The organism is Embleya sp. NPDC020630 (genome assembly GCF_044334985.1).
Classification (GTDB): Bacteria; Actinomycetota; Actinomycetes; order Streptomycetales; family Streptomycetaceae; genus Embleya.
The window spans coordinates 156,902-182,275 of record NZ_JBIRUB010000002.1 but is presented as its reverse complement, the minus strand read 5'-3'; the positions used below and the strand labels follow the sequence as shown (position 1 = coordinate 182,275).

The 25,374-nt window shown below is 67.4% G+C and carries 39 protein-coding genes; 1 reads left to right on the top strand and 38 read right to left on the bottom strand.

Annotated features, from left to right (window positions below):
- The first annotated feature begins 355 nt into the window (after positions 1 to 355).
- A complete protein-coding gene (locus tag ACH4XV_RS07000) occupies positions 356 to 1,165 on the top strand; it encodes a hypothetical protein (RefSeq protein WP_395787299.1) in 810 nt (269 codons plus the stop codon).
- A 36-nt stretch (positions 1,166 to 1,201) separates the two neighbouring features.
- Here the strand turns inward: ACH4XV_RS07000 and truA are convergent, their stop codons facing one another.
- The 38 genes from truA to rpsL form a co-directional block, all read right to left on the bottom strand.
- The gene (truA, locus tag ACH4XV_RS06995) at positions 1,202 to 2,044 is read right to left on the bottom strand and encodes a tRNA pseudouridine(38-40) synthase TruA (RefSeq protein WP_395787297.1); all 843 of its coding nucleotides are present in this window, start codon (positions 2,042 to 2,044) and stop codon (positions 1,202 to 1,204) included.
- 99 nt (positions 2,045 to 2,143) lie between these two features.
- Positions 2,144 to 2,668 carry a 50S ribosomal protein L17 gene (gene rplQ, locus ACH4XV_RS06990; protein WP_395787295.1) on the bottom strand — a complete coding sequence of 175 codons (525 nt, stop codon included), beginning with the start codon at positions 2,666 to 2,668 and terminating at the stop codon, positions 2,144 to 2,146.
- 179 nt (positions 2,669 to 2,847) lie between these two features.
- Positions 2,848 to 3,864: a DNA-directed RNA polymerase subunit alpha gene (locus tag ACH4XV_RS06985; protein WP_020549209.1), complete on the bottom strand. Its 1,017-nt coding sequence runs from the start codon at positions 3,862 to 3,864 to the stop codon at positions 2,848 to 2,850.
- 120 nt (positions 3,865 to 3,984) lie between these two features.
- Entirely contained in the window at positions 3,985 to 4,611 is a 627-nt protein-coding gene (rpsD, locus tag ACH4XV_RS06980; protein WP_020549210.1) for a 30S ribosomal protein S4, read from the bottom strand.
- Positions 4,612 to 4,639: 28 nt separating this feature from the next.
- Complete coding sequence (rpsK, locus tag ACH4XV_RS06975) at positions 4,640 to 5,041, bottom strand: 30S ribosomal protein S11 (protein WP_020549211.1); 402 nt, start codon at positions 5,039 to 5,041, stop codon at positions 4,640 to 4,642.
- 67 nt (positions 5,042 to 5,108) lie between these two features.
- Entirely contained in the window at positions 5,109 to 5,489 is a 381-nt protein-coding gene (rpsM, locus tag ACH4XV_RS06970; RefSeq protein ID WP_078975718.1) for a 30S ribosomal protein S13, read from the bottom strand.
- A 187-nt stretch (positions 5,490 to 5,676) separates the two neighbouring features.
- Positions 5,677 to 5,790 (bottom strand): 50S ribosomal protein L36, encoded by a 114-nt coding sequence (gene rpmJ / locus ACH4XV_RS06965; protein ID WP_009740505.1) that lies wholly within the window; start codon positions 5,788 to 5,790, stop codon positions 5,677 to 5,679.
- Positions 5,791 to 5,906: 116 nt separating this feature from the next.
- Complete coding sequence (infA, locus tag ACH4XV_RS06960; protein WP_018382544.1) at positions 5,907 to 6,128, bottom strand: translation initiation factor IF-1; 222 nt, start codon at positions 6,126 to 6,128, stop codon at positions 5,907 to 5,909.
- 236 nt (positions 6,129 to 6,364) lie between these two features.
- On the bottom strand, positions 6,365 to 6,745 hold the full coding sequence (locus ACH4XV_RS06955) for a DUF1707 domain-containing protein (RefSeq protein WP_395787293.1): 381 nt from the start codon (positions 6,743 to 6,745) through the stop codon (positions 6,365 to 6,367).
- Positions 6,746 to 6,784: 39 nt separating this feature from the next.
- A complete protein-coding gene (locus tag ACH4XV_RS06950; protein WP_395787291.1) occupies positions 6,785 to 7,384 on the bottom strand; it encodes a DUF1707 domain-containing protein in 600 nt (199 codons plus the stop codon).
- A 70-nt stretch (positions 7,385 to 7,454) separates the two neighbouring features.
- Positions 7,455 to 8,222, bottom strand: coding sequence for a type I methionyl aminopeptidase (gene map / locus ACH4XV_RS06945; protein ID WP_395787289.1), 768 nt, complete (start codon positions 8,220 to 8,222; stop codon positions 7,455 to 7,457).
- A gap of 118 nt (positions 8,223 to 8,340) precedes the next feature.
- On the bottom strand, positions 8,341 to 8,994 hold the full coding sequence (locus ACH4XV_RS06940) for an adenylate kinase (protein ID WP_395787287.1): 654 nt from the start codon (positions 8,992 to 8,994) through the stop codon (positions 8,341 to 8,343).
- Positions 8,995 to 10,317, bottom strand: a complete 1,323-nt coding sequence (gene secY / locus ACH4XV_RS06935) for a preprotein translocase subunit SecY (RefSeq protein ID WP_395787285.1) — start codon at positions 10,315 to 10,317, stop codon at positions 8,995 to 8,997.
- Between the two features lie 351 nt (positions 10,318 to 10,668).
- Positions 10,669 to 11,127, bottom strand: coding sequence for a 50S ribosomal protein L15 (gene rplO, locus ACH4XV_RS06930; RefSeq protein WP_380005415.1), 459 nt, complete (start codon positions 11,125 to 11,127; stop codon positions 10,669 to 10,671).
- 1 nt (position 11,128) lies between these two features.
- Positions 11,129 to 11,311 (bottom strand): 50S ribosomal protein L30, encoded by a 183-nt coding sequence (gene rpmD, locus ACH4XV_RS06925; RefSeq protein WP_020549219.1) that lies wholly within the window; start codon positions 11,309 to 11,311, stop codon positions 11,129 to 11,131.
- Positions 11,311 to 11,916, bottom strand: coding sequence for a 30S ribosomal protein S5 (gene rpsE / locus ACH4XV_RS06920; protein WP_020549220.1), 606 nt, complete (start codon positions 11,914 to 11,916; stop codon positions 11,311 to 11,313). The genes rpmD and rpsE overlap by 1 nt, the downstream gene beginning before the upstream one ends.
- A 46-nt stretch (positions 11,917 to 11,962) precedes the next feature.
- Complete coding sequence (gene rplR, locus ACH4XV_RS06915; protein ID WP_395787283.1) at positions 11,963 to 12,346, bottom strand: 50S ribosomal protein L18; 384 nt, start codon at positions 12,344 to 12,346, stop codon at positions 11,963 to 11,965.
- A 2-nt stretch (positions 12,347 to 12,348) separates the two neighbouring features.
- Positions 12,349 to 12,888 carry a 50S ribosomal protein L6 gene (rplF, locus tag ACH4XV_RS06910; protein WP_078975726.1) on the bottom strand — a complete coding sequence of 180 codons (540 nt, stop codon included), beginning with the start codon at positions 12,886 to 12,888 and terminating at the stop codon, positions 12,349 to 12,351.
- Between the two features lie 18 nt (positions 12,889 to 12,906).
- A complete protein-coding gene (gene rpsH, locus ACH4XV_RS06905) occupies positions 12,907 to 13,305 on the bottom strand; it encodes a 30S ribosomal protein S8 (protein WP_020549223.1) in 399 nt (132 codons plus the stop codon).
- Positions 13,306 to 13,494: 189 nt separating this feature from the next.
- Positions 13,495 to 13,680: a type Z 30S ribosomal protein S14 gene (locus ACH4XV_RS06900; RefSeq protein ID WP_020549224.1), complete on the bottom strand. Its 186-nt coding sequence runs from the start codon at positions 13,678 to 13,680 to the stop codon at positions 13,495 to 13,497.
- Positions 13,681 to 13,724: 44 nt separating this feature from the next.
- Positions 13,725 to 14,294 (bottom strand): 50S ribosomal protein L5, encoded by a 570-nt coding sequence (gene rplE, locus ACH4XV_RS06895; protein WP_078975727.1) that lies wholly within the window; start codon positions 14,292 to 14,294, stop codon positions 13,725 to 13,727.
- On the bottom strand, positions 14,294 to 14,617 hold the full coding sequence (gene rplX / locus ACH4XV_RS06890) for a 50S ribosomal protein L24 (protein WP_078979278.1): 324 nt from the start codon (positions 14,615 to 14,617) through the stop codon (positions 14,294 to 14,296). Before rplX ends, rplE begins: the two co-directional genes overlap by 1 nt.
- Positions 14,618 to 14,632: 15 nt before the next feature.
- A complete protein-coding gene (gene rplN, locus ACH4XV_RS06885; RefSeq protein ID WP_078975728.1) occupies positions 14,633 to 15,001 on the bottom strand; it encodes a 50S ribosomal protein L14 in 369 nt (122 codons plus the stop codon).
- A gap of 62 nt (positions 15,002 to 15,063) precedes the next feature.
- The gene (rpsQ, locus tag ACH4XV_RS06880) at positions 15,064 to 15,345 is read right to left on the bottom strand and encodes a 30S ribosomal protein S17 (protein ID WP_020549228.1); all 282 of its coding nucleotides are present in this window, start codon (positions 15,343 to 15,345) and stop codon (positions 15,064 to 15,066) included.
- Positions 15,342 to 15,575, bottom strand: a complete 234-nt coding sequence (gene rpmC / locus ACH4XV_RS06875) for a 50S ribosomal protein L29 (protein ID WP_020549229.1) — start codon at positions 15,573 to 15,575, stop codon at positions 15,342 to 15,344. The genes rpsQ and rpmC overlap by 4 nt, the downstream gene beginning before the upstream one ends.
- On the bottom strand, positions 15,575 to 15,994 hold the full coding sequence (rplP, locus tag ACH4XV_RS06870; RefSeq protein ID WP_020549230.1) for a 50S ribosomal protein L16: 420 nt from the start codon (positions 15,992 to 15,994) through the stop codon (positions 15,575 to 15,577). Before rplP ends, rpmC begins: the two co-directional genes overlap by 1 nt.
- Before the next feature lie 5 nt (positions 15,995 to 15,999).
- Positions 16,000 to 16,872: a 30S ribosomal protein S3 gene (gene rpsC, locus ACH4XV_RS06865; protein WP_078975729.1), complete on the bottom strand. Its 873-nt coding sequence runs from the start codon at positions 16,870 to 16,872 to the stop codon at positions 16,000 to 16,002.
- Positions 16,872 to 17,216 carry a 50S ribosomal protein L22 gene (gene rplV / locus ACH4XV_RS06860; RefSeq protein WP_078979279.1) on the bottom strand — a complete coding sequence of 115 codons (345 nt, stop codon included), beginning with the start codon at positions 17,214 to 17,216 and terminating at the stop codon, positions 16,872 to 16,874. The genes rpsC and rplV overlap by 1 nt, the downstream gene beginning before the upstream one ends.
- A 43-nt stretch (positions 17,217 to 17,259) precedes the next feature.
- Positions 17,260 to 17,541, bottom strand: a complete 282-nt coding sequence (gene rpsS, locus ACH4XV_RS06855) for a 30S ribosomal protein S19 (RefSeq protein ID WP_020549233.1) — start codon at positions 17,539 to 17,541, stop codon at positions 17,260 to 17,262.
- A gap of 11 nt (positions 17,542 to 17,552) precedes the next feature.
- Positions 17,553 to 18,389: a 50S ribosomal protein L2 gene (gene rplB, locus ACH4XV_RS06850; protein ID WP_020549234.1), complete on the bottom strand. Its 837-nt coding sequence runs from the start codon at positions 18,387 to 18,389 to the stop codon at positions 17,553 to 17,555.
- A gap of 34 nt (positions 18,390 to 18,423) precedes the next feature.
- Positions 18,424 to 18,765, bottom strand: a complete 342-nt coding sequence (gene rplW / locus ACH4XV_RS06845) for a 50S ribosomal protein L23 (protein WP_020549235.1) — start codon at positions 18,763 to 18,765, stop codon at positions 18,424 to 18,426.
- On the bottom strand, positions 18,762 to 19,439 hold the full coding sequence (rplD, locus tag ACH4XV_RS06840) for a 50S ribosomal protein L4 (RefSeq protein ID WP_078975730.1): 678 nt from the start codon (positions 19,437 to 19,439) through the stop codon (positions 18,762 to 18,764). Before rplD ends, rplW begins: the two co-directional genes overlap by 4 nt.
- 5 nt (positions 19,440 to 19,444) lie before the next feature.
- Positions 19,445 to 20,089, bottom strand: coding sequence for a 50S ribosomal protein L3 (gene rplC, locus ACH4XV_RS06835; protein WP_380005421.1), 645 nt, complete (start codon positions 20,087 to 20,089; stop codon positions 19,445 to 19,447).
- Positions 20,090 to 20,102: 13 nt separating this feature from the next.
- Complete coding sequence (gene rpsJ / locus ACH4XV_RS06830; protein WP_020549238.1) at positions 20,103 to 20,411, bottom strand: 30S ribosomal protein S10; 309 nt, start codon at positions 20,409 to 20,411, stop codon at positions 20,103 to 20,105.
- 524 nt (positions 20,412 to 20,935) lie between these two features.
- On the bottom strand, positions 20,936 to 22,129 hold the full coding sequence (tuf, locus tag ACH4XV_RS06825; protein WP_078975732.1) for an elongation factor Tu: 1,194 nt from the start codon (positions 22,127 to 22,129) through the stop codon (positions 20,936 to 20,938).
- Positions 22,130 to 22,261: 132 nt separating this feature from the next.
- Positions 22,262 to 24,391, bottom strand: coding sequence for an elongation factor G (gene fusA / locus ACH4XV_RS06820; RefSeq protein WP_395787279.1), 2,130 nt, complete (start codon positions 24,389 to 24,391; stop codon positions 22,262 to 22,264).
- 42 nt (positions 24,392 to 24,433) lie between these two features.
- Entirely contained in the window at positions 24,434 to 24,904 is a 471-nt protein-coding gene (gene rpsG / locus ACH4XV_RS06815) for a 30S ribosomal protein S7 (RefSeq protein ID WP_020549241.1), read from the bottom strand.
- The gene (gene rpsL / locus ACH4XV_RS06810; protein WP_020549242.1) at positions 24,904 to 25,278 is read right to left on the bottom strand and encodes a 30S ribosomal protein S12; all 375 of its coding nucleotides are present in this window, start codon (positions 25,276 to 25,278) and stop codon (positions 24,904 to 24,906) included. Before rpsL ends, rpsG begins: the two co-directional genes overlap by 1 nt.
- Positions 25,279 to 25,374 lie beyond the last annotated feature (96 nt).

The following is a 25,374-nucleotide window of genomic DNA, read 5'->3' as shown; positions in this document are numbered from 1 at the left end:
CACGCCGACACTCACCGCTTCGGTGACGGATACGATGCGCCGAACGGCCGGAGCGTCGGCACATGGGGAGCCGGGGCAGGTCATTTCCTTGCAGGGGGCGGATGTGTCGGGGGTCGGAACACCCGGGGACGACGGGCAACGCCCATGGAGCGTACGCCCGGGCGGGCCCGGTACGCCGGGGCAGCCGCAACACGGATGGGACCCGTTTCCCTCGCACGCGCACGGATCCCAGGGGCAACCGCCGCAACAGCAGCCCCAACAGCCCTTCGCACAACCCCCGCCGCAGGCCCAACAGCCCGCAGGGCAACAGCAGTTCGGCGGCGCGGGCGGGTCGAGCGGCCCGGACTGGAGCCGGTTGGCGGAGGAGCGTGACGCGGCGGCCCGGCGCCGCAGGCTGCTGTTCGCCGTGGGCGGCACCGTGCTCGGTCTCGCCCTGGTCGGCGGTGTGGTCGCCGCCGCGATGACGCTGTCCGGCGGTGACGACGACAAGAAGGCCGGCCCCGGCGCCTCCGGCGGCCCGTCCGCCGCGACGTTCGCCCCGGAGAAGCCGACGTTCCGCCCGGCGCCGACCGTACCCGCGCCGCCGCCCGCCCGCGCGGTGCTCGCCGATCCGGCCCTGGACACCGCGCCCTTCACCGTCGAATCGTTGTTCCCCAACCAGAAGTTCACCGTCAACGGACGGCAGTACTCGGTGGCCGCGGGCAAGCTGGACAACACGTGCTCCGACGGCACCGACGCCAAGCTCGGCGCGGCGGCCCGCGACCAGCAGTGCACACAGCTGATCCGACTCGCGGTGATCGGCCCGAACGGGGTGCTCACCACCGCGGCGGTCGCCTCGTTCCCGTCCGAGGGCAAGGCGAACGCGGTCAAGAACGGCAAGGACGGCGGCGAACTGCTGCCGCTGGCCGGTCCCGGGGTCAAGGTGTTGGACGCCAAGAAGCAAAAGCACGGCAAGCTGCGCAACTCGGTGGGCCGCTACGGCCTGTTCACCCTCGACTGGTACGCCGACGGCAAGGACCCGGTCGGCGACGACAAGACCATGGCGCAGGCCCAGGACGACGTGGACAAGTTCCTGTGGAACTCGTTGACCGCGCGCGGCGAGGCGATCTCCAAGCAGATCGACGACGAGAACCGGCGCAAGGCGCTGGAGCAGATCCAGGGCTGAGCGACATCGGGGGGCGGCGCCGGGCCGCCCCCGCGCTCAGCTGCCGTCGCGGCGCCGCCGGGTGGCGGTCACCCGATCCGCGAGCAGTTCGTCGGCCGGATACGCCACCTCCTCCAGGGTGAGCCCGTGCGCGGGCGCGACGTGCACGCCCGAGTCGCGCACCGCGCGCCCCAGGACCTCCTGCGGCCAGGTCGGCGGCTTGCGCCCGGTGCCCACCGCGAACATCGCGCCGACCAGCGAGCGCACCATGTTGTGGCAGAACGCGTCGGCCCGCACGGTCGCCACGATCACCGGGCGGTACGCCGGACCCACGTCCGCCCCGGTCGGCGTCTCGCGGGCCCAGGAGAAGTCCTGGAGGCAGCGCACCGTCGTGGCCCCCTCGCGCCGGCGGCAGAACGACGCGAAGTCGTGCTCGCCGATCAGCCGCCCGGCCGCCTCGTTCATCCGGTCCTCGTCCAGCGGCCGGTCGTGCCACACCACGTCGCCCCGGCGCAGCGGGTCCACCCCGCCCGGCGCGTCGCACACCCGGTACGCGTAGCGCCGCCAGATCGCGCCGAACCGCGCGTCGAACCCGGCCGGCGCCACCGTGATGTCGCGCACCCGCAGATCCCGCGGCAGCCGCCCGGTGACCCGGCGCAGCGCCACCTCGCCCAGGTCGGCCCACACCTCGTCGGGCACGTCCAGGTGCGCCACCTGGCCCCGTGCGTGCACCCCCGCGTCGGTCCGCCCGGCAACGGTCAGCTGCGCGGGCTCCGCCAGCCGCAGCACCGTGGTCAGCGCGCTCTCCAACGTCCCCTGCACGGTGCGCAGTTCGCGCTGACGGGCCCACCCGGCGAACTCGGTGCCGTCGTACGACAGATCGATGCGCAAGCGCACCACGTCATCCACCTCCGGACATGGCGCGAGCCCGCCCTCCGTACGGATACGGAGAACGGGCTCGCACGGTGATTCGGAACGCCTGGAGCGTCCGACCCGGCCTCAGGCCTTGTCGGCGTCCTTGCTCTCCTCGGCCTCGGCGGCCTCGGCGGCGGGCGCCTCCTCCTCGGTCGGGGCGGCCTTCGCCGTCTCGACCTTGGCGGTCTCCTGCTCCTTGACCGAGCGCTTGGTGGCGGCCTCGGCCTCGCCGACCGCGGTCTGCGCCACGGTCAGCGCCTCGACCAGCTCGATGACCGCCATGGGCGCGTTGTCGCCCTTGCGGGTGCCGATCTTGGTGATGCGGGTGTAGCCGCCGGGACGGTTCGCGTAGCGCGGACCGATCTCCTCGAACAGCGTGTGCACGACGCCCTTGTCACGAACGACGGTGAGCACCTGGCGACGGTTGTGCAGGTCGCCCTTCTTCGCCTTGGTGATCAGTCGCTCGGCGACGGGACGCAGCCGGCGCGCCTTGGCCTCGGTCGTGGTGATGCGACCGTGCTCGAACAGCGCCGTCGCGAGACCGGCCAGGATCAGCCGCTCGTGGGACGGGCCGCCGCCGAGGCGCGGACCCTTGGTGGGCCTGGGCATGTTCTCTCCTTGATATTCCTGCGCCGGCCGTATCAGGTACCGGCGTCAGTCCACCCGGGCCGGTCGGCCCGGGTGGCGGCAACTCCCGAGGGGGTTGCTCAGTACTGCTCGGTCTCCGCACTGTGCCTATCGGGGGGACGACCCCCCGGAACCCCCCGCAGACGCGGTGGGCGCGGCGATCAGTACTGCTCGGTCTCCGCGAAGCCGTGGTCGTCCTCGTCGCCGAAGCTGTCCGCGGCGGCGGTCGGGTCGAACCCGGGCGGGCTGTCCTTGAGGGCCAGACCCATCCCGTTGAGCTTCGCCTTGACCTCGTCGATGGACTTCGCACCGAAGTTGCGAATGTCCAGCAGGTCGGCCTCGCTGCGCGCGACCAGCTCACCCACGGTGTGGATGCCCTCGCGCTTGAGGCAGTTGTAGGAGCGGACCGTGAGCTCGAGCTCCTCGATCGGCAGCGCCAGGTCGGCCGCGAGCGCGGCGTCGGTCGGCGACGGGCCCATGTCGATGCCCTCGGCGTCGATGTTCAGCTCGCGCGCGAGACCGAACAGCTCGACCAGGGTCTTGCCCGCGGAGGCCATCGCGTCACGCGGACGCATGGACTGCTTGGTCTCGACGTCGACGATCAGCTTGTCGAAGTCGGTGCGCTGCTCGACACGGGTCGCCTCGACCTTGTAGGTGACCTTGAGCACCGGCGAGTAGATCGAGTCGACCGGCACGCGGCCGATCTCCTGGCCCGCCTGCTTGTTCTGCACCGCGGAGACGTAGCCGCGACCGCGCTCGACGGTCAGCTCCATCTCCAGCTTGCCCTTGGCGTTCAGCGTGGCCAGGACCAGGTCGGGGTTGTGCACCTCGACACCGGCCGGCGGCGCGATGTCGCCGGCGGTGACCACACCCGGGCCCTGCTTGCGCAGGTACATCACGACCGGCTCGTCGTGCTCCGAGGAGACGACCAGCTGCTTGATGTTCAGGATGAGGTCGGTGACGTCCTCCTTGACGCCCGGCACGGTGGTGAACTCGTGCAGGACACCGTCGATCCGGATGCTGGTGACGGCAGCGCCCGGGATCGAGGAGAGGAGGGTACGACGGAGCGAGTTGCCGAGCGTGTAGCCGAAGCCGGGCTCGAGGGGCTCGATGACGAACCGCGAGCGGTATTCGTCGACGACGTCCTCGGTGAGGGTCGGCCGCTGGGCGATAAGCATGGGGTGCCTCCATGTCATTGGCGTCCGCTATATGACGCCAGTGAGAACAAGGATACGGGCGGACCGGCGTCCAGGGTTTGTCTGCAAACCCTGGGGCGGTCCGCCCGTTCCGAAGAGCCGCTACTTCGAGTAGAGCTCGACGATCAACTGCTCCTGCACCTGCGTGTCGATGACCTGACGCGCCGGGAGGGAGTGCACGAGGATGCGCATCTTGCCCGGGATGACCTCGAGCCAGGCCGGGACGGTGCGCTCGCCGGCCTCGGCACGGGCGACCACGAACGGGGTCAGCTCGACCGAGTCCTTGCGGACCTCGATGATGTCGTTGTCGGAGACCCGGAACGACGGGATGTCCGTCTTGACGCCGTTGACCACGATGTGACCGTGGCGCACGAGCTGACGGGCGTGGTCACGCGACTTGGCGAAGCCCGCGCGGTAGACCACGTTGTCCAGGCGCGACTCGAGGATGCGAAGCAGGTTCTCGCCGGTCTTGCCCTGGCGACGGTTCGCTTCCTCGTAGTAGCCCTTGAACTGCTTCTCGAGAACGCCGTAGATGCGCGCGCACTTCTGCTTCTCGCGCATCTGCAGCAGGTACTCGCTGTCCTTGGTACGGCCACGACCGTGCTCGCCCGGCGGGTAGGGGCGGATCTCGATCGGGCACTTCGGGCCCTCGCACTTGCTGCCCTTGAGGAACAGCTTCATCTTCTCGCGACGGCAGCGCTTGCAGTCCGCGCCGGTGTAACGCGCCATTGTTCTTTAACTCCTAGTCAGCTGCTGGTCAGACGCGGCGGCGCTTGGGGGGGCGGCAGCCGTTGTGCGGCACGGGGGTGACGTCCTGAATGGAGCCCACCTCCAGGCCGGTGGCCTGCAGCGAACGAATGGCGGTCTCCCGACCGGAGCCCGGGCCCTTGACGAAAACGTCGACCTTGCGCATGCCGTGCTCCTGCGCACGACGCGCGGCGGACTCGGCGGCCATCTGCGCGGCGAAGGGGGTCGACTTGCGCGAGCCCTTGAAGCCGACGTGGCCCGCGGAGGCCCACGAGATCACGTTGCCGCTGGGGTCCGTGATCGAAACGATGGTGTTGTTGAACGTGCTCTTGATGTGGGCGTGCCCGTGAGCGACGTTCTTCTTTTCCTTGCGGCGCACCTTCTTGGCGCCCGCGCGGCTCTTGGGAGGCATCTGCTGGAAACTCCTGAGGTCGTCGGTCCGCTACGAATTGAGGACCGCGTGATCCGTCGTACGCGGACTACTTCTTGCCCGGCTTCTTCTTGCCGGCGATCGCGCGGCGCGGGCCCTTGCGGGTACGCGCGTTGGTGTGGGTGCGCTGACCGCGGACGGGAAGACCGCGACGGTGACGCAGACCTTCGTAGCAACCGATCTCGACCTTGCGGCGGATGTCGGCGGCGACTTCGCGGCGGAGGTCACCCTCGACGCGGTAGTTGCCCTCGATCCAGTCGCGAAGCTTGATCAGGTCGTCCTCGGCGAGATCGCGGACGCGGGTGTCGGGGTTGACACCGGTGTTCTTCAGCGTGTCCAGCGCACGAGTGCGCCCGACGCCGAAGATGTAGGTCAGAGCGACCTCGACCCGCTTGTCACGGGGGAGGTCGACGCCGACGAGGCGTGCCATATGTGTGGCTCCTGGTTTCAGTCGGAGGTCTGGCCCAGCACCGGTCCGGCAGATCCACGGGGGATGTGCTCGGTCCTCGGCCTCCGGCCGAGGGTGGCGTCCCGCACGGGGCGGGGGTCGGGTGCTGCGGCTCTTACGGGGTGCGTCGCGCGTCGATCGCTCGTTGTGCGAAGGGGGGTGGTGCCGCTCAGCCCTGGCGCTGCTTGTGGCGCAGGTTCTCGCAGATCACCATGACCCGGCCGTGACGGCGGATCACCTTGCACTTGTCGCAGATCTTCTTGACGCTCGGCTTGACCTTCATGATTTCTCCGGTACGTGTGACGAAGGCGTGCGGGCACGCCGCCGTCGCCGAGTCGGTTGTCGGTTTGCTGCCAGGCCCCACACACCACGCACGGCGTGGGCGGGACCGGGGCTCGCCTACTTGTAGCGGTAGACGATCCGGCCGCGGGTCAGGTCGTAAGGGCTCAGCTCCACGACAACCCGGTCGTCCGGAAGAATCCGGATGTAGTGCATCCGCATCTTCCCACTGATGTGCGCGAGGACCTTGTGCCCGTTCTGAAGCTCGACGCGAAACATGGCGTTGGGGAGCGACTCGATGACGGTGCCCTCGATTTCGATGGCCCCTTGCTTCTTGGGCATGTCCTCCGCGCTTCGTGTCTCGGGATCAACTACCGTTACCCGGCGCACATGACGAAGCTCAAATTTTCGGCGCCCGTACGACGGGCGCGCCAAACCTGGCTACATGTGAGCCGACGAGTCAGTCTAAGCCACTGGACGGGTGAAAGCGAAACCGGCCCCGGAACCGCGGATTCCGCGCCGGCGCCCCCGCGGACACCCGCAGCGGCGCACCGCCCGCGCACGAGCCGGCGCGTGGATCAGCGCACGAAGTAGACCAGTGCCCACACCAGCACGCCGAGGGTCATCACGACCAGCCAGACCTTGTTCAACATCGTGTTGGACACCCGCGACCGACGCTCCTCGGCCGGACCGTAGGCACCCGCGCGAAACGGCGCCTCGACGGGGCGGTCGTATCCCGGCGGCGGCGTCGCTCCCGCCGTCTCGGTGCGATCCTCGCGACCCGGCAGGTTCGCCGCGAGCGCGTCCAGCTCCCCCACCGTGACCGCCCGGCGCACCCCGTCCAGGCCGACCCGGTAGTCGGCCAGCGCCAGCCGACCCGACGCCAGGTGCTCGCGCAGCTCGGCGGTCACACGTTCGCGGTCCGCCGCAGTCGCGGGGACGTTCGGATCACGGTCCATGCTTCGAGCGTAGCCCCGCTCGGCCCACCGGCGCCCGGGTCACGGCGCGGCGCGCCCGTGTCGCCACACGATCATCTGGATCGAACCCAGCACCGCGGCCGCCGGACCGTAGACCCACACCGGCCAGAAGTACACGACGCCCGTACCCGCGACCGCGACCAGCAGCCAGATCACCACGTTCAGCGCGGTGACCGCGTTCAACACCGTCCAGGCCGCGCGCAGGCCCCGCGCCGCGGTGGCCCACCCGTCGCCCGGGCGCCGCGCCGGGGCGGCCGACCATCGCACCTCGGCCGGCACCGGCGGCAGCGGCCGCGGCGGCGTGAGCGGCATCGCGGGCAACACCGACGTCGCCGGCTCCGTACCCGACACCGCCGGCCGGGCGAGCGCCGCCCGGGTGCGCGCCTCCTCGTAGGCCATCCGCGCGCGGATCACCTCGACGTCGGCCTCCAGATGCTCCGGGGGCGGCAGATCGGCGATCAGCCGGGCCAGGTCCCCCAGGGTGACCGCCGCGAAGGCGGCGCCCATACGCTCGTTGAACTCTGCCAGCGTCAGCCGTCCGACCAGATGGTGCTCGCGCAGGAGCGTCACCGCCGCCTCGCGGTCCACGTCGGATGCCCGCATCGTCGGATGCCTCACCATGCCTTCGACACTAGGCAGGCACCGCGGTCTCGTACATGGGGCCAGCCCCACCATCGGCGGGGGTCTGTCCTCAGGGCGCGGTGAGCACCACGGGTCCGTTCGCGGTGATCGCGATCGAGTGCTCCCAGTGCGCTGCGTGGCCGCCGGCGGTGGTCTTGACCGTCCACTCGTCGGGCAGCGTGTAGGTGTCCGGCTTGCCGAGGGTGACCATCGGCTCGATCGCCAGGCACACCCCGACCTCCAGGCGCGGACCCCGGCCGCCCGGGCCGTAGTTGAGCACGTGCGGGTCCTGGTGCATCTCGGTGCCGATGCCGTGGCCGCCGTAGTCCTCAACGATCCCGTACTTCGCGCCGCCCGGCAGCCGGTGCGACCGGATCGACTTCTCCACCGCGTGGCTGATGTCGGTCAGCCGACCGCCCGCCACCGCCGCCTCGATGCCCGCCCACATCGACTGCTCGCACACCCGGCTCAGTTCCAGCACCTCGGGCACCACCGTGCCGATCGGCACCGTGATCGCCGAGTCGCCGTGCCAGCCGTCCAGGATCGCGCCGCAGTCGATCGAGATGATGTCCCCGTCCCGCAGCGGCGTCTCGTCCGGGATCCCGTGCACGACCACGTCGTTGACCGACGCGCAGATCGACGCCGGGAAGCCGTGGTAGCCCTTGAACGAGGGAATCGCCCCGGCGCCGCGGATCGAGCGCTCGGCGATCGTGTCCAGATCGGCGGTGGTCACCCCGGGCACCGCCGCCTCGCGCAGCAGGGCCAGCGTGTCGGCCACCACCGCGCCGGCACGACGCATCTTCTCGATCTGCTCGGGCGTCTTGCGTTCGATCCGCATGTGCCGCTTCCTGAACACCGGCATTGCCGTCCTCACCTGTCATCCACTGAAAGCACGATGGGCGATCCGGGGTTTCCCCGGATCGCCCATGTGTGATGTCTGTCGCGGCCGGCCCCGATCAGGCGCCGAACTCCCGAAGCGCGGTCATCGCGCGCGCGGTGACCTCCTTGACCGGACCGGTCGCCTGGATCGGCAGCAGGAGGTTGCGCTCCGAGTAGTAGCCGACCAGGGGTTCGGTCTGCTCCTTGTAGACGTCCAGACGGTGCCGGACGGTCTCCTCGCGGTCGTCGTCGCGCTGGTACAGCTCACTGCCGCACTCGTCGCAGATGCCGGCGACCTTCGGCGCGTCGGTCAGGATGTGACAGACGTGTCCGTTGGCCCGGCACTGCCGACGGCCCGAGATCCGCTGAATGATCTCCGAGTCGTCGACCTTGAGTTCGAGCACCACGTCCAGCTCGGTGTCGTTCTCGGCCAGGATCTCGTCGAGCACCTTGGCCTGCGCCGTGTTGCGCGGGAACCCGTCCAGGAGGAAACCTCCGGCGACGTCCGGCTGCGACAGGCGCTCCCGGACCATGCCTATGGTCACCTCGTCGGGTACGAGGTTGCCCGCGTCCATGTAGGTCTTCGCCTCGCGGCCGAGCGGAGTGCCCTGGCTCACGTTGGCGCGGAAGATGTCACCTGTCGAGACGGCGGGAATCGACAGGTTGGCGGCGATGTACTGGGCCTGGGTTCCCTTACCCGCGCCGGGAGGCCCCACGAGAACGATACGCATTTAGCGGAGGAAGCCTTCGTAGTTGCGCTGCTGGAGCTGACTCTCGATCTGCTTCACGGTTTCCAGACCCACTCCCACGATGATCAGGATGCTCGTGCCGCCGAACGGGAAGTTCTGGTTGGCGTTGAAGAGCACGAGCGCGATGCTGGGTACCAGCGCGATCATGCCCAGGTACAACGATCCGGGCCACGTGATCCTGGTGAGGATGTAGTTCAGGTATTCCGCGGTCGGTCTGCCGGCGCGGATCCCCGGAATGAAGCCACCATACTTCTTCATGTTGTCGGCTACTTCTTCGGGGTTGAACGTGATGGCCACGTAGAAGAACGCGAAGAAGACGATCAGCAGGAAGTACGTGATCATGTACAGCGGGTGGTCGCCCTTGACGAAGTGTCGTTCGATCCACACCGCCCAGTCCGACTTGCCACCGCTGAACTGCGCGATCAGAGCCGGAATGTAGAGCAGCGACGAGGCGAAGATGACGGGGATGATGCCCGCCTGGTTCACCTTGAGCGGGATGTAGGTCGAGGTCCCGCCGTAGGCGCGACGCCCGATCATGCGCTTGGCGTACTGCACCGGGATCCGGCGCTGCGCCTGTTCCACGAAGACCACCAGGCCGACCATCACGAGGCCGATGGCGATGACGGTGAAGAACGGGACCCAACCGTCGCCGATGGTGCCCTGCTCCTTGATCGTCCACAGCGCGGCCGGGAAGCCGGCGGCGACCGAGACGAACATCAGGATCGACATGCCGTTGCCGATGCCGCGGTCGGTGATCAGCTCACCGAGCCACATGATCGTCGAGGTGCCGGCCGTCATCACGACGACCATCACGATCACCCGGAAGAGCGAGTCGTCCGGAACGATGCCCTGCGGGTCACAGGTGGCGCTGCGGGCGCTGGAGAACAGCGCGCCGCTGCGGGCGGTGGCGATCAGCGCGGTCGCCTGGAGCACGGACAGCGCGATGGTGAGGTAGCGGGTGTACTGCGTGATCTTCGCGGTACCGGCCTGGCCCTCCTTCTTGAGGGCCTCCAGTCGCGGGATCACGACGGTGAGCAGCTGGAGGATGATGCTCGCCGTGATGTACGGCATGATCCCCAGCGCGAAGATCGTGAGTTGCAGCAGCGCACCACCGCTGAACATGTTCACGAGCCCGAACAGGCTGTTCTTGTTGGAGTCCTCTACGCAAGAGCGCACCATCTCGAATGAGACGCCGGGTACCGGGATGTGCGACCCGATCCGGAAAAGGACGATGATCGCCAACGTGAACAGCAGCTTCTTGCGCAGGTCGGGCGTGCGGAACGCCCTGGCGAACGCGGTGAGCACACTGCCTCCTGCGCCCCGCCCGTCTCAGGGGCGAGTCGATCGAGTCGTCGGTCCCGGGAAGAGGACCACTGGTCAGGTCCCTCACAGGAACCTCACGGACAATAACAGCGCCGACGGCCCGGAAGTATCGCCCGGGCCCGACGTTCCTGCGTCATGACACAACACAAGTGAAAAACGGAGCAAGTCATGTGAGGGGGTGGCGCAATGAACCCACCCCCACGGCACAGCAAACCACAGGGGCGTCACCACCTTACCGGCGTGACGCCCCTGAGCTATAGCCTCCAACGACGTCAAGGCCCGTTCGGTACCGATCCGAACGGGCCATGACGGTCATTCCTTGTCCGCGAGGGGTCAGACCGACAGTTCGTCGGCCGAACCACCCGCGGCGGCGATCTTGGTCTTGGCGGAGCCGGAGAAGGCGTGCGCCTTCACCTGGACGGCCACCGAGATCTCGCCGGTGCCCAGGACCTTGACGGGCAGGTTCTTGCGAACCGCGCCCTTCTCGATCAGACCCTCGACGGTGACCTCGCCACCGTTGGGGTACAGGGACTCGATCCTGTCCAGGTTCACGACCTGGAACTCGACCCGGAACGGGTTCTTGAAGCCCTTGAGCTTGGGCAGCCGCATGTGCAGCGGCATCTGCCCACCCTCGAAGCGGGCCGGCACCTGGTAACGAGCCTTGGTGCCCTTGGTACCACGACCGGCGGTCTTGCCCTTGGAGCCCTCACCACGACCCACGCGGGTCTTGGCGGTCTTGGCGCCCGGGGCGGGCCGCAGGTGGTGCACCTTCAGCGGGTTGTCAGCACCCATGTCAGTCGACCTCCTCGACGGTGACGAGGTGCGACACCGTCGCGATCATGCCGCGGATCTCCGGGCGGTCCTCCTTGACGACCACGTCGTGGACGCGCTTGAGACCGAGCGAACGGAGAGTGTCCCGCTGGTTCTGCCTGCCACCGATCTTGGATCGGGTCTGCGTGACCTTGAGACGTGCCATTACGCACCAACCCCCGCGCGGGCCCGCAGGAGCGCGGCCGGGGCCACGTCCTCCAGGGGCAGGCCACGACGAGCCGCGATCTCCTCGGGGCGAACGAGCCCCTGGAGCGCCGCGACGGTCGCGTGCACGATGTTGATCGGGTTCGACGAACCGAGCGACTTGCTCAGCACGTCGTGGATGCCGGCGCACTCGAGCACGGCGCGCACGGGGCCACCGGCGATGACACCGGTACCCGGCGAGGCCGGCTTCAGGAGCACGACGCCGGCAGCCTTCTCACCCTGGATCGGGTGCGGAATGGTGCCCTGGATACGGGGGACCTTGAAGAAGTGCTTCTTGGCCTCTTCAACACCCTTGGCGATCGCGGCCGGCACCTCCTTGGCCTTGCCGTAACCGACACCTACGGTGCCGTCGCCATCGCCCACCACGACCAGCGCGGTGAAGCTGAAGCGACGTCCACCCTTCACGACCTTGGCGACGCGATTGATCGCGACGACGCGCTCGACGTAAGCGGTCTTCTCGGCGGCTGCGCCACCATCACGTCGATCCCGCCGGTCCCGCCGCTCGCCGCCGCCGGCGCCGCCACCGCGGCGCTGGGGTCCAGCCATCAGAATGTCCTCATCTGTCGTTCGAAGCTTGTCCGGAGCAGCGGGCTCAGAAGGTGAGCCCGTTTCCGCGTGCGGCATCCGCGAGAGCGGCGATGCGACCGTGGTACTTGTTGCCACCGCGGTCGAACACGACGGCCTCGACACCCGCGGCCTTCGCGCGCTCGGCGACCAATTCGCCGACCTTGCGAGCCTGGGCGGTCTTGTCACCCTCGGCACCGCGGATGGACGGGTCCATCGTGGACGCCGAAGCGAGAGTGTGGCCGGCGATGTCGTCGATAACCTGCGCCACCATGTGACGGGTGGAGCGGCTCACGACGAGACGGGGCCGCAGCGGGGTGCCGGAAACCTTCTTCCGCACCCGGATGTGCCGGCGCTTGCGTGCGACAGACTTCTTCGCAACGCCCTTGCCGGTCTTCACGCCGACAGCCATGCCTACTTACCAGCCTTTCCGACCTTGCGGCGGATGACCTCGCCCGCGTACTTGACGCCCTTGGCCTTGTACGGGTCGGGCTTCCGCAGCTTGCGGATGTTCGCGGCGATTTCACCGACCTTCTGCTTGTCGATGCCCTCGACCGAAAAACGGGTGGGGGCCTCGACCGCGAAGGTGATGCCTTCCGGGGCCTCGACGACGACGGGGTGGCTGAATCCGAGCGCGAACTCCAGCGAGGAGCCCTTCTGCTGGACACGGTAGCCGACACCGCTGATCTCGAGCTTCTTGATGTATCCCTGGGTCACACCAGTGATCATGTTCGCCACCAGCGTCCGGGACAGCCCGTGCAGGGCCTTCGAGCGACGCTCGTCGTCGGGGCGGGTCACCGCGAGGGTGCCGTCGTCCGACTTGGCGATCTCGATCGGGGCGGCGATGGTGTGCGACAGGGAACCCTTGGGGCCCTTCACGACAACCTCGCGGCCATTGATGGTGACGTCCACACCGGTGGGAACCGGGATGGGGAGACGTCCGATGCGCGACATTGCTCTCCTTCCCTTCCCTTACCAGACGAAGGCGAGGACTTCCCCGCCCACGCCCTTCTTGGCCGCCTGCTTGTCGGTGAGGAGACCGGTCGACGTCGAGATGATCGCGACGCCGAGGCCACCGAGTACCTTCGGCAGGTTCGTGGACTTTGCGTACACCCGCAGACCGGGCTTCGACACGCGGCGGACGCCGGCGATCGAGCGCTCGCGGTTCGGGCCGTACTTGAGGACGACGGTGAGCTTCTTGCCCACCTCCGCGTCCTCGACGCGCCAGCCCTGGATGTAACCCTCCTGCTGGAGGATCTCCGCGATGTGCGACTTGATCTTGCTGAACGGCATCACGACATCGTCGTGGTATGCCGAGTTGGCGTTCCGCAGACGGGTCAGCATGTCTGCGATGGGGTCGGTCATGGTCATGACGGCCTCAAGGCCTTTCTCGCCGTGGTTTCCCGGCGTGCGATCCCTCGTCCGCCGCCGACCCGAAGGACGGCGGCGGACGGCGACTGCGGTGCGGGACCTACGACGTCGTTACTGTTCTCGCTCGGCCCAGCGGGCGAACGATTTGTTGCGGTAGCGGTAGCTCTCGGCCGCCGGGGCGGCCGCGGACTACCAGCTGCTCTTGGTGACGCCCGGCAGCTCGCCGGCGTGCGCCATGGTGCGCAGGCACACACGGCACAGGCCGAACTTGCGGTACACCGAGTGAGGACGGCCACAGCGCTGGCAGCGCGTGTAGCCGCGAACCTCGAACTTCGGCTTGCGGGCGGCCTTTGCGATCAGGGCCTTCTTCGCCACGTCTCAGTCTCCTTGTTGCGTTCCTCAGCCGCCGAGGCGACTGCTCACGCTTCCTTGAACGGGAAGCCGAGGAGACGCAGCAGAGCGCGGCCCTCGTCGTCGTTCTTGGCGGTGGTCACCACAGTGATGTCCATGCCACGAACGCGGTCGATCTTGTCCTGGTCGATCTCGTGGAACATCGACTGCTCCGTGAGACCGAAGGTGTAGTTGCCGCGCCCGTCGAACTGCTTGGGCGAAAGCCCGCGGAAGTCGCGGATACGCGGCAGGGCGATCGACAGCAGACGGTCCAGGAACTCCCACATGCGGTCGCCGCGCAGTGTAACGTGCGCGCCGATCGGCTGACCCTCGCGCAGCTTGAACTGCGCGATGGACTTGCGGGCCTTGGTGACCTGGGGCTTCTGGCCGGTGATGGCCATCAGGTCCTTGATCGCGCCGTCGATCAGCTTGGAGTCGCGGGCGGCGTCGCCCACACCCATGTTGACCACGATCTTGGTGACACCGGGAACCTGCATGATGTTCTCGAACGAGAACTCCTCACGCAGCTTGCCCAGGATCTCCTCGCGGTAACGCTGCTTCAGACGCGGCAGTTCACGCGCCTCGGTGGTGACCGTCATCAGATGTCCTCACCGGTCCGCTTGGCGTACCGGATCTTGTTGCCCTCGTCGTCGAACCGGAAGCCGGTCCGGGTCGGGACCTTCTTACCGTCCTTCTCCACGACCAGCATCACGTTGCTGATGTGGACGGACGCTTCCTGGGTGATGATGCCGCCGGTCTTGGCACCCTTGGCGGACTGACCCACCTTGGTGTGCTTCTTGATCCGGTTGACACCCTCGACCAGGACGCGCTCCTGGGTCGGGTAGGCCGCGATGACCTTGCCCTGCTTGCCCTTGTCCTTGCCGGTGATGACCTGTACCAGGTCACCCTTCTTGATCTTCATCGCCTTCGCCATTGGTTAGAGCACCTCCGGCGCGAGCGAGATGATCTTCATGAACTTCTTCTCGCGAAGCTCACGGCCGACCGGGCCGAAAATACGGGTGCCACGGGGTTCGCCATCGTTCTTCAGGACGACGGCGGCGTTCTCGTCGAAGCGGATGTAGGAGCCGTCGACACGCCGGCGCTCCTTGACCGTCCGCACGACGACCGCCTTGATGACGTCGCCCTTCTTCACGTTGCCACCGGGGATCGCGTCCTTGACGGTGGCAACGATGACGTCCCCGATGCCCGCGTAGCGCCGGCCGGAGCCACCGAGCACACGGATGCAGAGAATCTCCTTCGCACCCGTGTTGTCGGCGACTCGCAGTCGCGACTCCTGCTGGATCACGTCTAACTCCTGATCGTCACGTCGCGGTCACGACCCACGGATGGTGGGGCGACCGGCGCTCGCTACTTGGCCTTTTCGAGGATCTCGACGATGCGCCAGCGCTTGCTGGCGGACAGCGGCCGAGTCTCCATGAGGACGACACGGTCACCGACGCCACAGGCGTTCTGCTCGTCGTGAGCCTTCAGCTTGTTCGTGCGGCGGATGACCTTGCCGTACATCGGGTGCTTCACGCGGTCCTCGACGGCGACGACGACGGTCTTGTCCATCTTGTCGCTGACGACGAGGCCCTCACGGGTCTTGCGGAATCCCCGGGCTGCTTCAGTCATCTCAGTCTTCTCGCTCACGCCGCGCCTCCGGTCTCCTGCACGTCGATGCCCAGCTCGCGCTCGCGCATCAGCGTGTAGATCCGGGCGATGTCCTTACGGACAGCCTTGAGCCGCCCGTGGTTTTCGAGCTGCCCGGTCGCCGCCTGGAAACGGAGGTTGAACAGCTCCTCCTTGGCTTCGCGGAGCTTGGCGACGATCTCCTCGTCACCGAGTTCGCGGAGCTCGGACGCCTTGGTAACGGCCGCCATCACGCCTCACCAGCCTCGCGCCGGACGATCCGGCACTTCATCGGCAGCTTGTGCACGGCGCGGGTAAGCGCCTCACGAGCCACCTTCTCGTTCGGGTACGACAGTTCGAACATCACCCGACCGGGCTTGACGTTCGCGACCCACCACTCGGGCGAGCCCTTACCGGAACCCATGCGGGTCTCGGCAGGCTTCTTGGTCAGCGGACGGTCGGGGTAGATGTTGATCCACACCTTGCCACCACGGCGGATGTGCCGGGTGATGGCGATACGAGCGGACTCGATCTGACGGTTGGTGACGTACGCCTGGCCGAGGGCCTGGATGCCGTACTCGCCGAACGCCAGTTCCGTACCGCCCTTGGCGCGGCCACCACGCTTGGGGTGGTGCTGCTTGCGGTGCTTGACCCTGCGGGGGATCAGCATCGGGGTCAGGCCTCCGATCCGGATTCGGGCGCCGAGTTCACAGCCTCGGCCGCCGGCGCGGAACCGGTGTCCGAGGAACCGGTGGCCTGCGCGTCGTTCTGCTGCGGACGTCCGCCGCGGCCACCACGGCCACCGCGCTCGCCACCACGACCGCCGCCGCCACCCTCGCCGCGGCGGGGACGCTCGGGAGCGCCACCACGGGCGGGACGGTTGCTGGCACGCGCCGCGGCGTTCTCGGCACGGACCTCGGCGATGTTCTTCACGTCGCCCTTGTAGATCCACACCTTCACACCGATGCGACCGAACGTCGTACGGGCCTCGAAGAAGCCGTAGTCGACGTTGGCGCGCAGCGTGTGCAGCGGCACACGACCCTCGCGGTAGAACTCCGAGCGGGACATCTCGGCCCCACCCAGGCGGCCACCGCACTGGATCTTGATGCCCTTGGCCCCGGCCTTCATGGAGCTCTGCATCGCCTTGCGCATCGCGCGGCGGAAGGACACGCGGCTCGAAAGCTGCTCGGCCACACCCTGCGCGACCAGCTGGGCGTCCACCTCGGGGTTCTTGACCTCGAGGATGTTCAGCTGGACCTGCTTGCCGGTGAGCTTCTCCAGCTCACCGCGGATGCGGTCGGCCTCCGCACCACGACGGCCGATGACGATGCCCGGCCGGGCGGTGTGGATGTCGACGCGGACGCGCTCACGGGTGCGCTCGATCTCGACCTTCGAGATCCCGGCGCGCTCCATGCCCTTCGTCATCATCTGACGAATCTTGACGTCCTCGCCGACGTAGTCCTTGTACAGCTTGTCGGCGTACCACCGGGACTTGAAGTCCGTGGTGATGCCGAGACGGAACCCGTGCGGGTTAACCTTCTGGCCCACTAGCGGGTCCTCTCCTTCTCGGCGACAACCACGGTGATGTGGCTGGTGCGCTTGCGGATGCGGTACGCCCGGCCCTGTGCCCGCGGACGGAAACGCTTGAGGGTCGGACCCTCGTCCACGTAGGCGGAGGACACGTACAGGTTGTTCGTGTCCAGGTTGTGGTTGTGACCGGCGTTGGCAATGGCGCTGTCCAGCACCTTGCCGACCGGCTCACTCGCGGCCTGCGGGGCGAATCGCAGGACCGCCTGGGCCTCCGCGGCGTTCATGCCACGGATGAGGTCCACCACACGGCGGGCCTTCATGGGCGTGACGCGGATGTACCGCGCCTGAGCCCTGGCTTCCATCGACGTCCCCTTGCTCATCTCGATATCCATGCGATTCGCCGCGTCAGCGACGACGCGACTTCCGGTCGTCCTTCTCGTGACCGCGGAAGGTCCGAGTCGGCGCGAACTCGCCGAGCTTGTGGCCGACCATCGACTCGGTCACGAACACCGGGACGTGCTTGCGGCCGTCGTGCACCGCGATCGTGTGGCCCAACATCGCCGGGACGATCATCGAGCGGCGGGACCAGGTCTTGATGACGTTCTTGGTTCCCTTGTCGTTCTGTACGTCCACCTTCTTGATGAGGTGGCCGTCGACGAAGGGTCCCTTCTTCAGACTGCGCGGCATCGAGACTGCTCCTAGCGCTTCTTGTTCGTCTTGCGGCGGCGGATGATGAGCTTGTCGCTGGCCTTCTTCGGCCGACGAGTACGACCCTCGGGCTTGCCCCAGGGGCTCACCGGGTGGCGACCACCGGAGGTCTTGCCCTCACCACCACCGTGCGGGTGGTCGATGGGGTTCATCGCCACACCGCGGACGGTCGGGCGCTTGCCCTTCCAGCGCATGCGACCGGCCTTGCCCCAGTTGATGTTCGACTGCTCGGCGTTGCCGATCTCGCCGACCGTCGCCCGGCAGCGCACGTCCACCAGGCGAATCTCGCCCGAGGGCATGCGGAGGGTCGCGTGGGCGCCCTCCTTCGCCAGCAGCTGCACGCTGACACCCGCGGAACGGGCGATCTTCGCGCCGCCACCGGGCCGGAGCTCGATGGCGTGGATGACCGTACCGACCGGGATGTTCCGGAGCGGCATGTTGTTGCCCGGCTTGATGTCGGCGCCCGGACCGTTCTCGATCCGGTCGCCCTGCTTCAGCTTGTTCGGGCACAGGATGTAGCGCTTCTCGCCGTCCGCGTAGTGCAGGAGAGCGATGCGCGCGGTGCGGTTCGGGTCGTACTCGATGTGCGCGACCTTGGCCGGCACGCCGTCCTTGTCGTTGCGCCGGAAGTCGATCAGTCGGTACGCGCGCTTGTGTCCGCCACCCTGGTGGCGAGCGGTCACGCGGCCGTGGTTGTTACGACCACCCTTGCTGTGCAGAGGGCGGACCAGCGACTTCTCCGGCTCGGACCGCGTGATCTCGACGAAGTCGGCGACGCTGGCGCCACGACGGCCCGGCGTCGTCGGCTTGTACTTGCGGATGCCCATGGCTTCTCTTAGTCCTCGTCCGTATCAGCGGCCGTCAGCCGACGGGTCCACCGAAGATGTCGATCCGCTCGCCCTCTGCAAGGGTGACGATCGCGCGCTTCGTGTCCTTGCGCTTGCCGAAACCGGTCTTGGTGCGCTTGCGCTTACCGACGCGGTTGATCGTGTTGACGCTCTCGACCTTGACCCCGAAGACCGCGATGACGGCCTGCTTGATCTGGGTCTTGTTGGCGTCGGGGTGCACGATGAACGTGTACTTGTTCTCGTCGATGAGCCCGTAGCTCTTCTCCGAGATCACCGGCTTCAGCAGCACGTCGCGCGGGTCGGTGTAGGTCTTGCTGGTGACCTTCGTCGTGCTCTCGACGGTGTCGGTGCTCACGCGATGCTCCCTTCGAGCTCGTCGGAGCCCGCGACCGCCGAGGCGGCCTTCGCCGGTCCGGCGATGAAGCGCTCCAGAGCGGCCTTCGTGAAGACCACGTCGTCGGAGACGAGCACGTCGTAGGTGTTCAGCTGCCCGACCTCGAGCACGTGCACCTGCGGGAGGTTGCGAGCGCTCAGCCAGGCGGCGGTGTCGGACTTCTCGACGACCAGGAGCAGGTTCTTGCGCTCGCTGATCTTGCCGAGGAGGGTCTTCGCGGCCTTGACCGAAGGCGTCTCGCCCTCGACCAGCGCGGAGACGCAGTGGATGCGCTCGTGCCGAGCCCGGTCCGAGAGGGCGCCGCGCAGGGCGGACGCCTTCATCTTCTTCGGGGTCCGCTGCTCGTAGTCGCGCGGCACGGGACCGTGCACGACGCCACCACCGGCGAACTGCGGCGCGCGGGTCGAGCCCTGACGGGCGCGACCGGTGCCCTTCTGGCGGTACGGCTTGCGCCCACCGCCGCGGACCTCGCCACGAGTCTTGGTCTTGTGCGTGCCCTGACGGGCGGCGGCGAGCTGCGCTACGACGACCTGGTGGATCGTCGGGATGCTCACCTGGACGTCGAAGATCCCCGCGGGGAGCTCGATCGTCCCGGACTTGTCGCCGGCGGGCGAAAGAACGTCAATGCTGGTCATGAGATTCACACACCCTTCGCCGCAGTGCGCACCAGAACCAGGCCGCCGTTCGGACCGGGGACCGCACCCTTGATCAGGAGCAGGCCCTTCTCCGCGTCCACGGCGTGAACGGTCAGGTTCTGGGTGGAAACGCGCTCGTTGCCCATGCGGCCCGCCATGCGCACACCCTTGAACACACGACCCGGGGTGGCGCAGCCACCGATCGAGCCGGGCGAGCGGTGCTTGCGCTGCGTACCGTGCGAGCTGCCGAGACCCTTGAAGCCGTGTCGCTTCATGACACCGGCCGTGCCCTTGCCCTTCGAGGTGCCCATGACGTCGACCTTCTGGCCGGCCTCGAACACATCGGCGGTGATCTCCTGGGCCGGCGTGTACTCGCCGGCGTCGGAGGTGCGGAGCTCGACCAGGTGGCGACGCGGGGTCACACCGGCCTTGGCGAAGTGGCCGGCGAGCGGCTTGTTCACCTTGCGCGGGTCGATCGCGCCGAACGCGATCTGGACGGCGGAGTAGCCGTCGACCTCGGCGGTGCGGACCTGGGTCACGACGCAGGGCCCGGCCTCGACCACAGTCACTGGAACGACGCGGTTGTTCTCGTCCCAGACCTGGGTCATGCCGAGCTTCTTGCCCAGGATGCCCTTCATCTGCTTCGTCATCGTCGGTGCGTCCTCAGAGCTTGATCTCGATGTCGACGCCGGCCGGCAGGTCGAGACGCATGAGCGAGTCGACCGTCTTCGGCGTGGGGTCGAGGATGTCGATGAGCCGCTTGTGAGTGCGCATCTCGAAGTGCTCGCGCGAGTCCTTGTACTTGTGCGGCGAGCGGATGACGCAGTACACGTTCTTCTCGGTCGGCAGCGGCACCGGTCCCGCAACCTGCGCACCAGTACGCGTCACCGTCTCGACGATCTTCTTCGCCGAGCTGTCGATGACCTCGTGGTCGTAGGCCTTGAGCCTGATGCGGATCTTCTGTCCCGCCATGGCTGCTTCGAATTCCTTCTCTCGTACCGCTGCGGATCACCCCCGCTGACACGGGGAGAAGACTTGGGCTGAAAACCCCTCGGGGTTTCCCTTCCCCGCCGACCCCCGCGGTCGGGCGTGTCGCCTTGTTGCTCACAAGCGCCCCTTGGAAACCCTTACGGGCGGCCTGGGGGCCTGGGCAACGTACGCTCGGCGTCACCTTCGCTGCGGCAAGCGAAAGGACGGCACGAGGTCACTAAGCGACGACGCCGGCTGCATGGGTGGCAGGACAGAAGTCCACCGATTGTTCGGAGCCAACGGGGGCCGCGCTACGTACCGTCTTCGCGACAGGCACGGCGCAGCCCGTTGTCCATCCGAGCAACTTGGCTAGTATGCCCCACCGATGGCGGGCTTGGCCAATCGAGCGGCTCTCCCGGGTTGGAGAGAGCCCCCGAGCAATGGATATCCGGTCCCACCTAGGGGGTGGAATCGATCCGGACAAAGCCCCGCCCGCCGACCCAGGTGGACCGGCGGGCGGGATTTCATCACTTCTTGATCTTGACGACCTGGCCGGCGCCCACGGTGCGGCCACCCTCGCGGATGGCGAAACGCAGGCCCTCTTCCATGGCGATCGGCTGGATCAGCGCAACGTCCATGCCGGTGTTGTCACCCGGCATGACCATCTCGGTGCCCTCGGGGAGGGTCACCACGCCGGTCACGTCCGTCGTACGGAAGTAGAACTGCGGCCGGTAGTTGTTGAAGAAGGGGGTGTGACGGCCACCCTCGTCCTTCGACAGGATGTAGACCTGGGCCTCGAAGTCGGTGTGCGGCGTGACCGAACCCGGCTTGATGATGACCTGGCCGCGCTCGACGTCCTCGCGCTTGATGCCGCGGAGGAGCAGACCGACGTTCTCGCCCGCCTGGCCCTCGTCGAGCAGCTTGCGGAACATCTCGATGCCGGTGACCGTGGTGGTGGTCTTGGTCTCCTTGATGCCGACGATGTCGACAGTCTCGTTGACCTTGACGATGCCACGCTCGATGCGGCCGGTGACGACCGTGCCACGACCGGTGATCGTGAAGACGTCCTCGACGGGCATGAGGAACGGCTTGTCGGTGTCACGCGGCGGAGTCGGGATCGCCTCGTCGACGGCGGCCATCAGCTCCAGGAGCTTGCCACCCCACTCCTTGTCGCCCTCGAGCGCCTTGAGCGCCGAGACCCGCACGACCGGAAGGTCGTCGCCCGGGAACTCGTACTCGGAGAGGAGCTCGCGCACCTCGAGCTCGACGAGCTCCAGGATCTCCTCGTCGTCCACCATGTCGGCCTTGTTCAGCGCGACCACGATGTACGGAACGCCGACCTGGCGGGCCAGGAGCACGTGCTCCTTGGTCTGCGGCATCGGGCCGTCGGTGGCGGCGACCACGAGGATCGCGCCGTCCATCTGCGCGGCACCGGTGATCATGTTCTTGATGTAGTCGGCGTGCCCGGGGCAGTCGACGTGCGCGTAGTGACGGTTCTCCGTCTGGTACTCGACGTGCGCGATCGAGATCGTGATACCGCGCTGCCGCTCCTCCGGCGCCTTGTCGATCTGGTCGAACGGCGTGAAGGGGTTCAGGTCCGGGTACGCGTCGTGCAGCACCTTGGTAATCGCCGCGGTCAGCGTCGTCTTACCGTGGTCGATGTGACCAATGGTGCCGATGTTGACGTGCGGCTTAGTCCGCTCGAACTTAGCCTTCGCCACTGGGGTCCTCCTGTGGACTGGTTCTTTACGCCGTACGACGTCGGGTATCGGGGGTGAGCCGGGGCGGAGGCCCCGAAGTCCGGTTCCGGACCCCGGGTCCCCCAGGTATCGCTGGCGCCGCGCCTGCGGTGATTACTCGCCGCGCGACTTGGCGATGATCTCCTCGGCGACGTTCCTCGGAACCTCGGCGTAGGAGTCGAACTGCATGGAGTAGCTCGCGCGACCCGAGGTCTTGCTGCGGAGGTCGCCGACATAGCCGAACATCTCCGACAGCGGGACCAAAGCCTTGACGACACGCGCACCGAAGCGCTCGTCCATGGCCTGGATCTGGCCGCGACGCGAGTTGAGGTCGCCGATCACATCGCCCATGTAGTCCTCGGGCGTGGTGACCTCGACGGCCATCATCGGCTCGAGAAGAGCCGGCGACGCCTGCCGAGCCGCTTCCTTGAACGCCTGCGAACCGGCGATCTTGAAGGCGAGTTCGGACGAGTCGACCTCGTGGTAGCCACCGTCGATCAGCGTCAGACGCACGCCGACCATCGGGTAGCCCGCGAGCACGCCGTACTGCATGGCCTCCTGCGCGCCCGCGTCGACCGAGGGGATGTACTCCCTCGGGATGCGGCCACCGGTGACCTTGTTGACGAACTCGTACGCGTCGCCCTCGAGCGGCTCGAGCGCGATCTGCACCTTGGCAAACTGACCGGTACCACCGGTCTGCTTCTTGTGCGTGTAGTCCACGCGCTCGACGATCTTGCGGATCGTCTCGCGGTAGGCCACCTGCGGCTTGCCGACGTTGGCCTCCACGCGGAACTCGCGCTTCATCCGGTCGACGAGCACTTCGAGGTGCAGCTCGCCCATACCACCGATGATGGTCTGGCCGGTCTCCTCCTCGGTGTGCACCTGGAAGGAGGGGTCCTCGGCGGCGAGGGACTGGATGGCGACACCCAGCTTCTCCTGGTCGCCCTTGGACTTCGGCTCGATCGCGACCTCGATGACCGGGGCCGGGAACGTCATCGACTCCAGGATCACCGCGTTGGACGGGTCGCAGAGCGTCTCGCCGGTGGTGGTGTCCTTCAGACCCATCACCGCGATGATGTCGCCCGCGCCGACCGACGGGATCTCCTCACGCTTGTTCGCGTGCATCCGGTAGATCTTGCCGATGCGCTCCTTCTTGCCCTTCACCGAGTTCAGCACGGAGCTGCCGGCTTCCAGGACACCCGAGTAGACCCGGACGAAGGTGAGCTTGCCGAGGTGCGGGTCACGCATGATCTTGAACGCGAGGCCCGCGAAGGGCTCGTCGTCGCTCGGCTGGCGAACGATGACTTCCTCTTCGTTGTTGACCGCGTGACCCTGGATGCCCTCGATGTCGAGCGGCGACGGCAGGTAGCGCACGACCGCGTCGAGCAGGGGCTGGACGCCCTTGTTCTTGAACGCGGTACCGCAGAACACGGGGGTGAACGTGGGCTTGCCCTTGTTCTCACCCTTGGTCGAGGCGATGGTCGCGCGACGGATCGCGGCGATCAGCTGCTCCGTGTCGGGCTCCTGGCCCTCCAGGTACAGCTCCATCATCTGGTCGTCGTATTCGGCGATCGTCTCGAGCAGCTTGCCGCGGTATTCGGCGGCCGCCTCGACGTGCGTGGCCGGGATGTCGACGACGTCGTACATCTCGCCCTTGGCCGCCTCGGCGGACCAGACCAGCGCCTTCATGGCGACCAGGTCGACAACGCCCTGGAAGTCCATCTCGGTGCCGATCGGCAGCTGCATGACCAGCGGAACCGCGCCCAGGCGCGCGTCGATCATGTCGACGCAGCGGTGGAACTCGGCGCCGGTGCGGTCGAGCTTGTTCACGAAGCAGATGCGCGGCACGCCGTACCGGTCGGCCTGACGCCAAACGGTCTCGGACTGCGGCTCCACGCCGGCGACACCGTCGAAGACGGTGACGGCGCCGTCGAGCACGCGCAGCGAACGCTCCACCTCGACGGTGAAGTCGACGTGGCCCGGGGTGTCGATGATGTTGATCGTGTGATCGACGTCGTCGAGCGTCCAGTGACAGGTCGTCGCGGCGGACGTGATGGTGATGCCGCGCTCCTGCTCCTGTTCCATCCAGTCCATGGTGGCAGCGCCCTCATGAACCTCACCGATCTTGTAGTTGACCCCGGTGTAGAACAGGATCCGCTCGGTGGTGGTGGTCTTGCCCGCGTCGATGTGGGCCATGATGCCGATGTTTCGGACCTTGGCCAGATCAAGAGCAGTGGTAGCCATCGTGGCTTGTCTTCTCTCGGCTTCTCGTCGTTGCGGGTGGAACTACCAGCGGTAGTGCGCGAAGGCCTTGTTGGACTCGGCCATCTTGTGGGTGTCCTCGCGGCGCTTGACCGCGGCACCCAGACCGTTGCTCGCGTCCAGCAGCTCGTTCATCAAACGCTCGGTCATCGTCTTCTCGCGACGGGCGCGGGAGTAGCCGACGAGCCAGCGGAGAGCGAGGGTCGTGGAGCGGCCCGGACGGACCTCGACCGGCACCTGGTAGGTCGCGCCACCGACACGGCGGCTGCGGACCTCGAGGGTCGGCTTCACGTTCTCGAGCGCGCGCTTGAGCGTGATGACCGGGTCGGTACCGGTCTTCTCGCGGCAGCCTTCGAGCGCGCCATAGACGATCTTCTCGGCGACGGAGCGCTTGCCGCTCATCAGGACCTTGTTCACCAGCGAGGTGACCAGCGGCGAGTTGTAAACCGGGTCGATGATGACCGGTCGCTTGGGGGCAGGGCCCTTACGCGGCATTAGCTCTTCTCCTTCTTCGCGCCGTAGCGGCTGCGCGCCTGCTTGCGGTTCTTGACACCCTGGGTGTCGAGCGAACCGCGGATGATCTTGTAGCGGACACCGGGGAGGTCCTTCACACGACCACCGCGAACGAGCACGATGGAGTGCTCCTGGAGGTTGTGACCCTCGCCGGGAATGTAGGCCGTCACCTCGATGCCACTCGTGAGGCGCACACGCGCGACCTTGCGAAGCGCAGAGTTCGGCTTCTTCGGCGTCGTCGTGTAAACACGGGTGCACACGCCGCGACGCTGCGGGCTCCCCTTGAGCGCCGGAGTCTTGGCCTTGTCGACCTTGTCCTGGCGGCCCTTTCGGACCAGCTGCTGGATCGTGGGCACCGCGTCTCCGTCTTCTTCGTGCCGAGCGGTCTTTTTGAAGCGACTGCAATGTCTGAATCGGCCTGCATCCCGGTCGACGCCGGAACCACCGGCAAG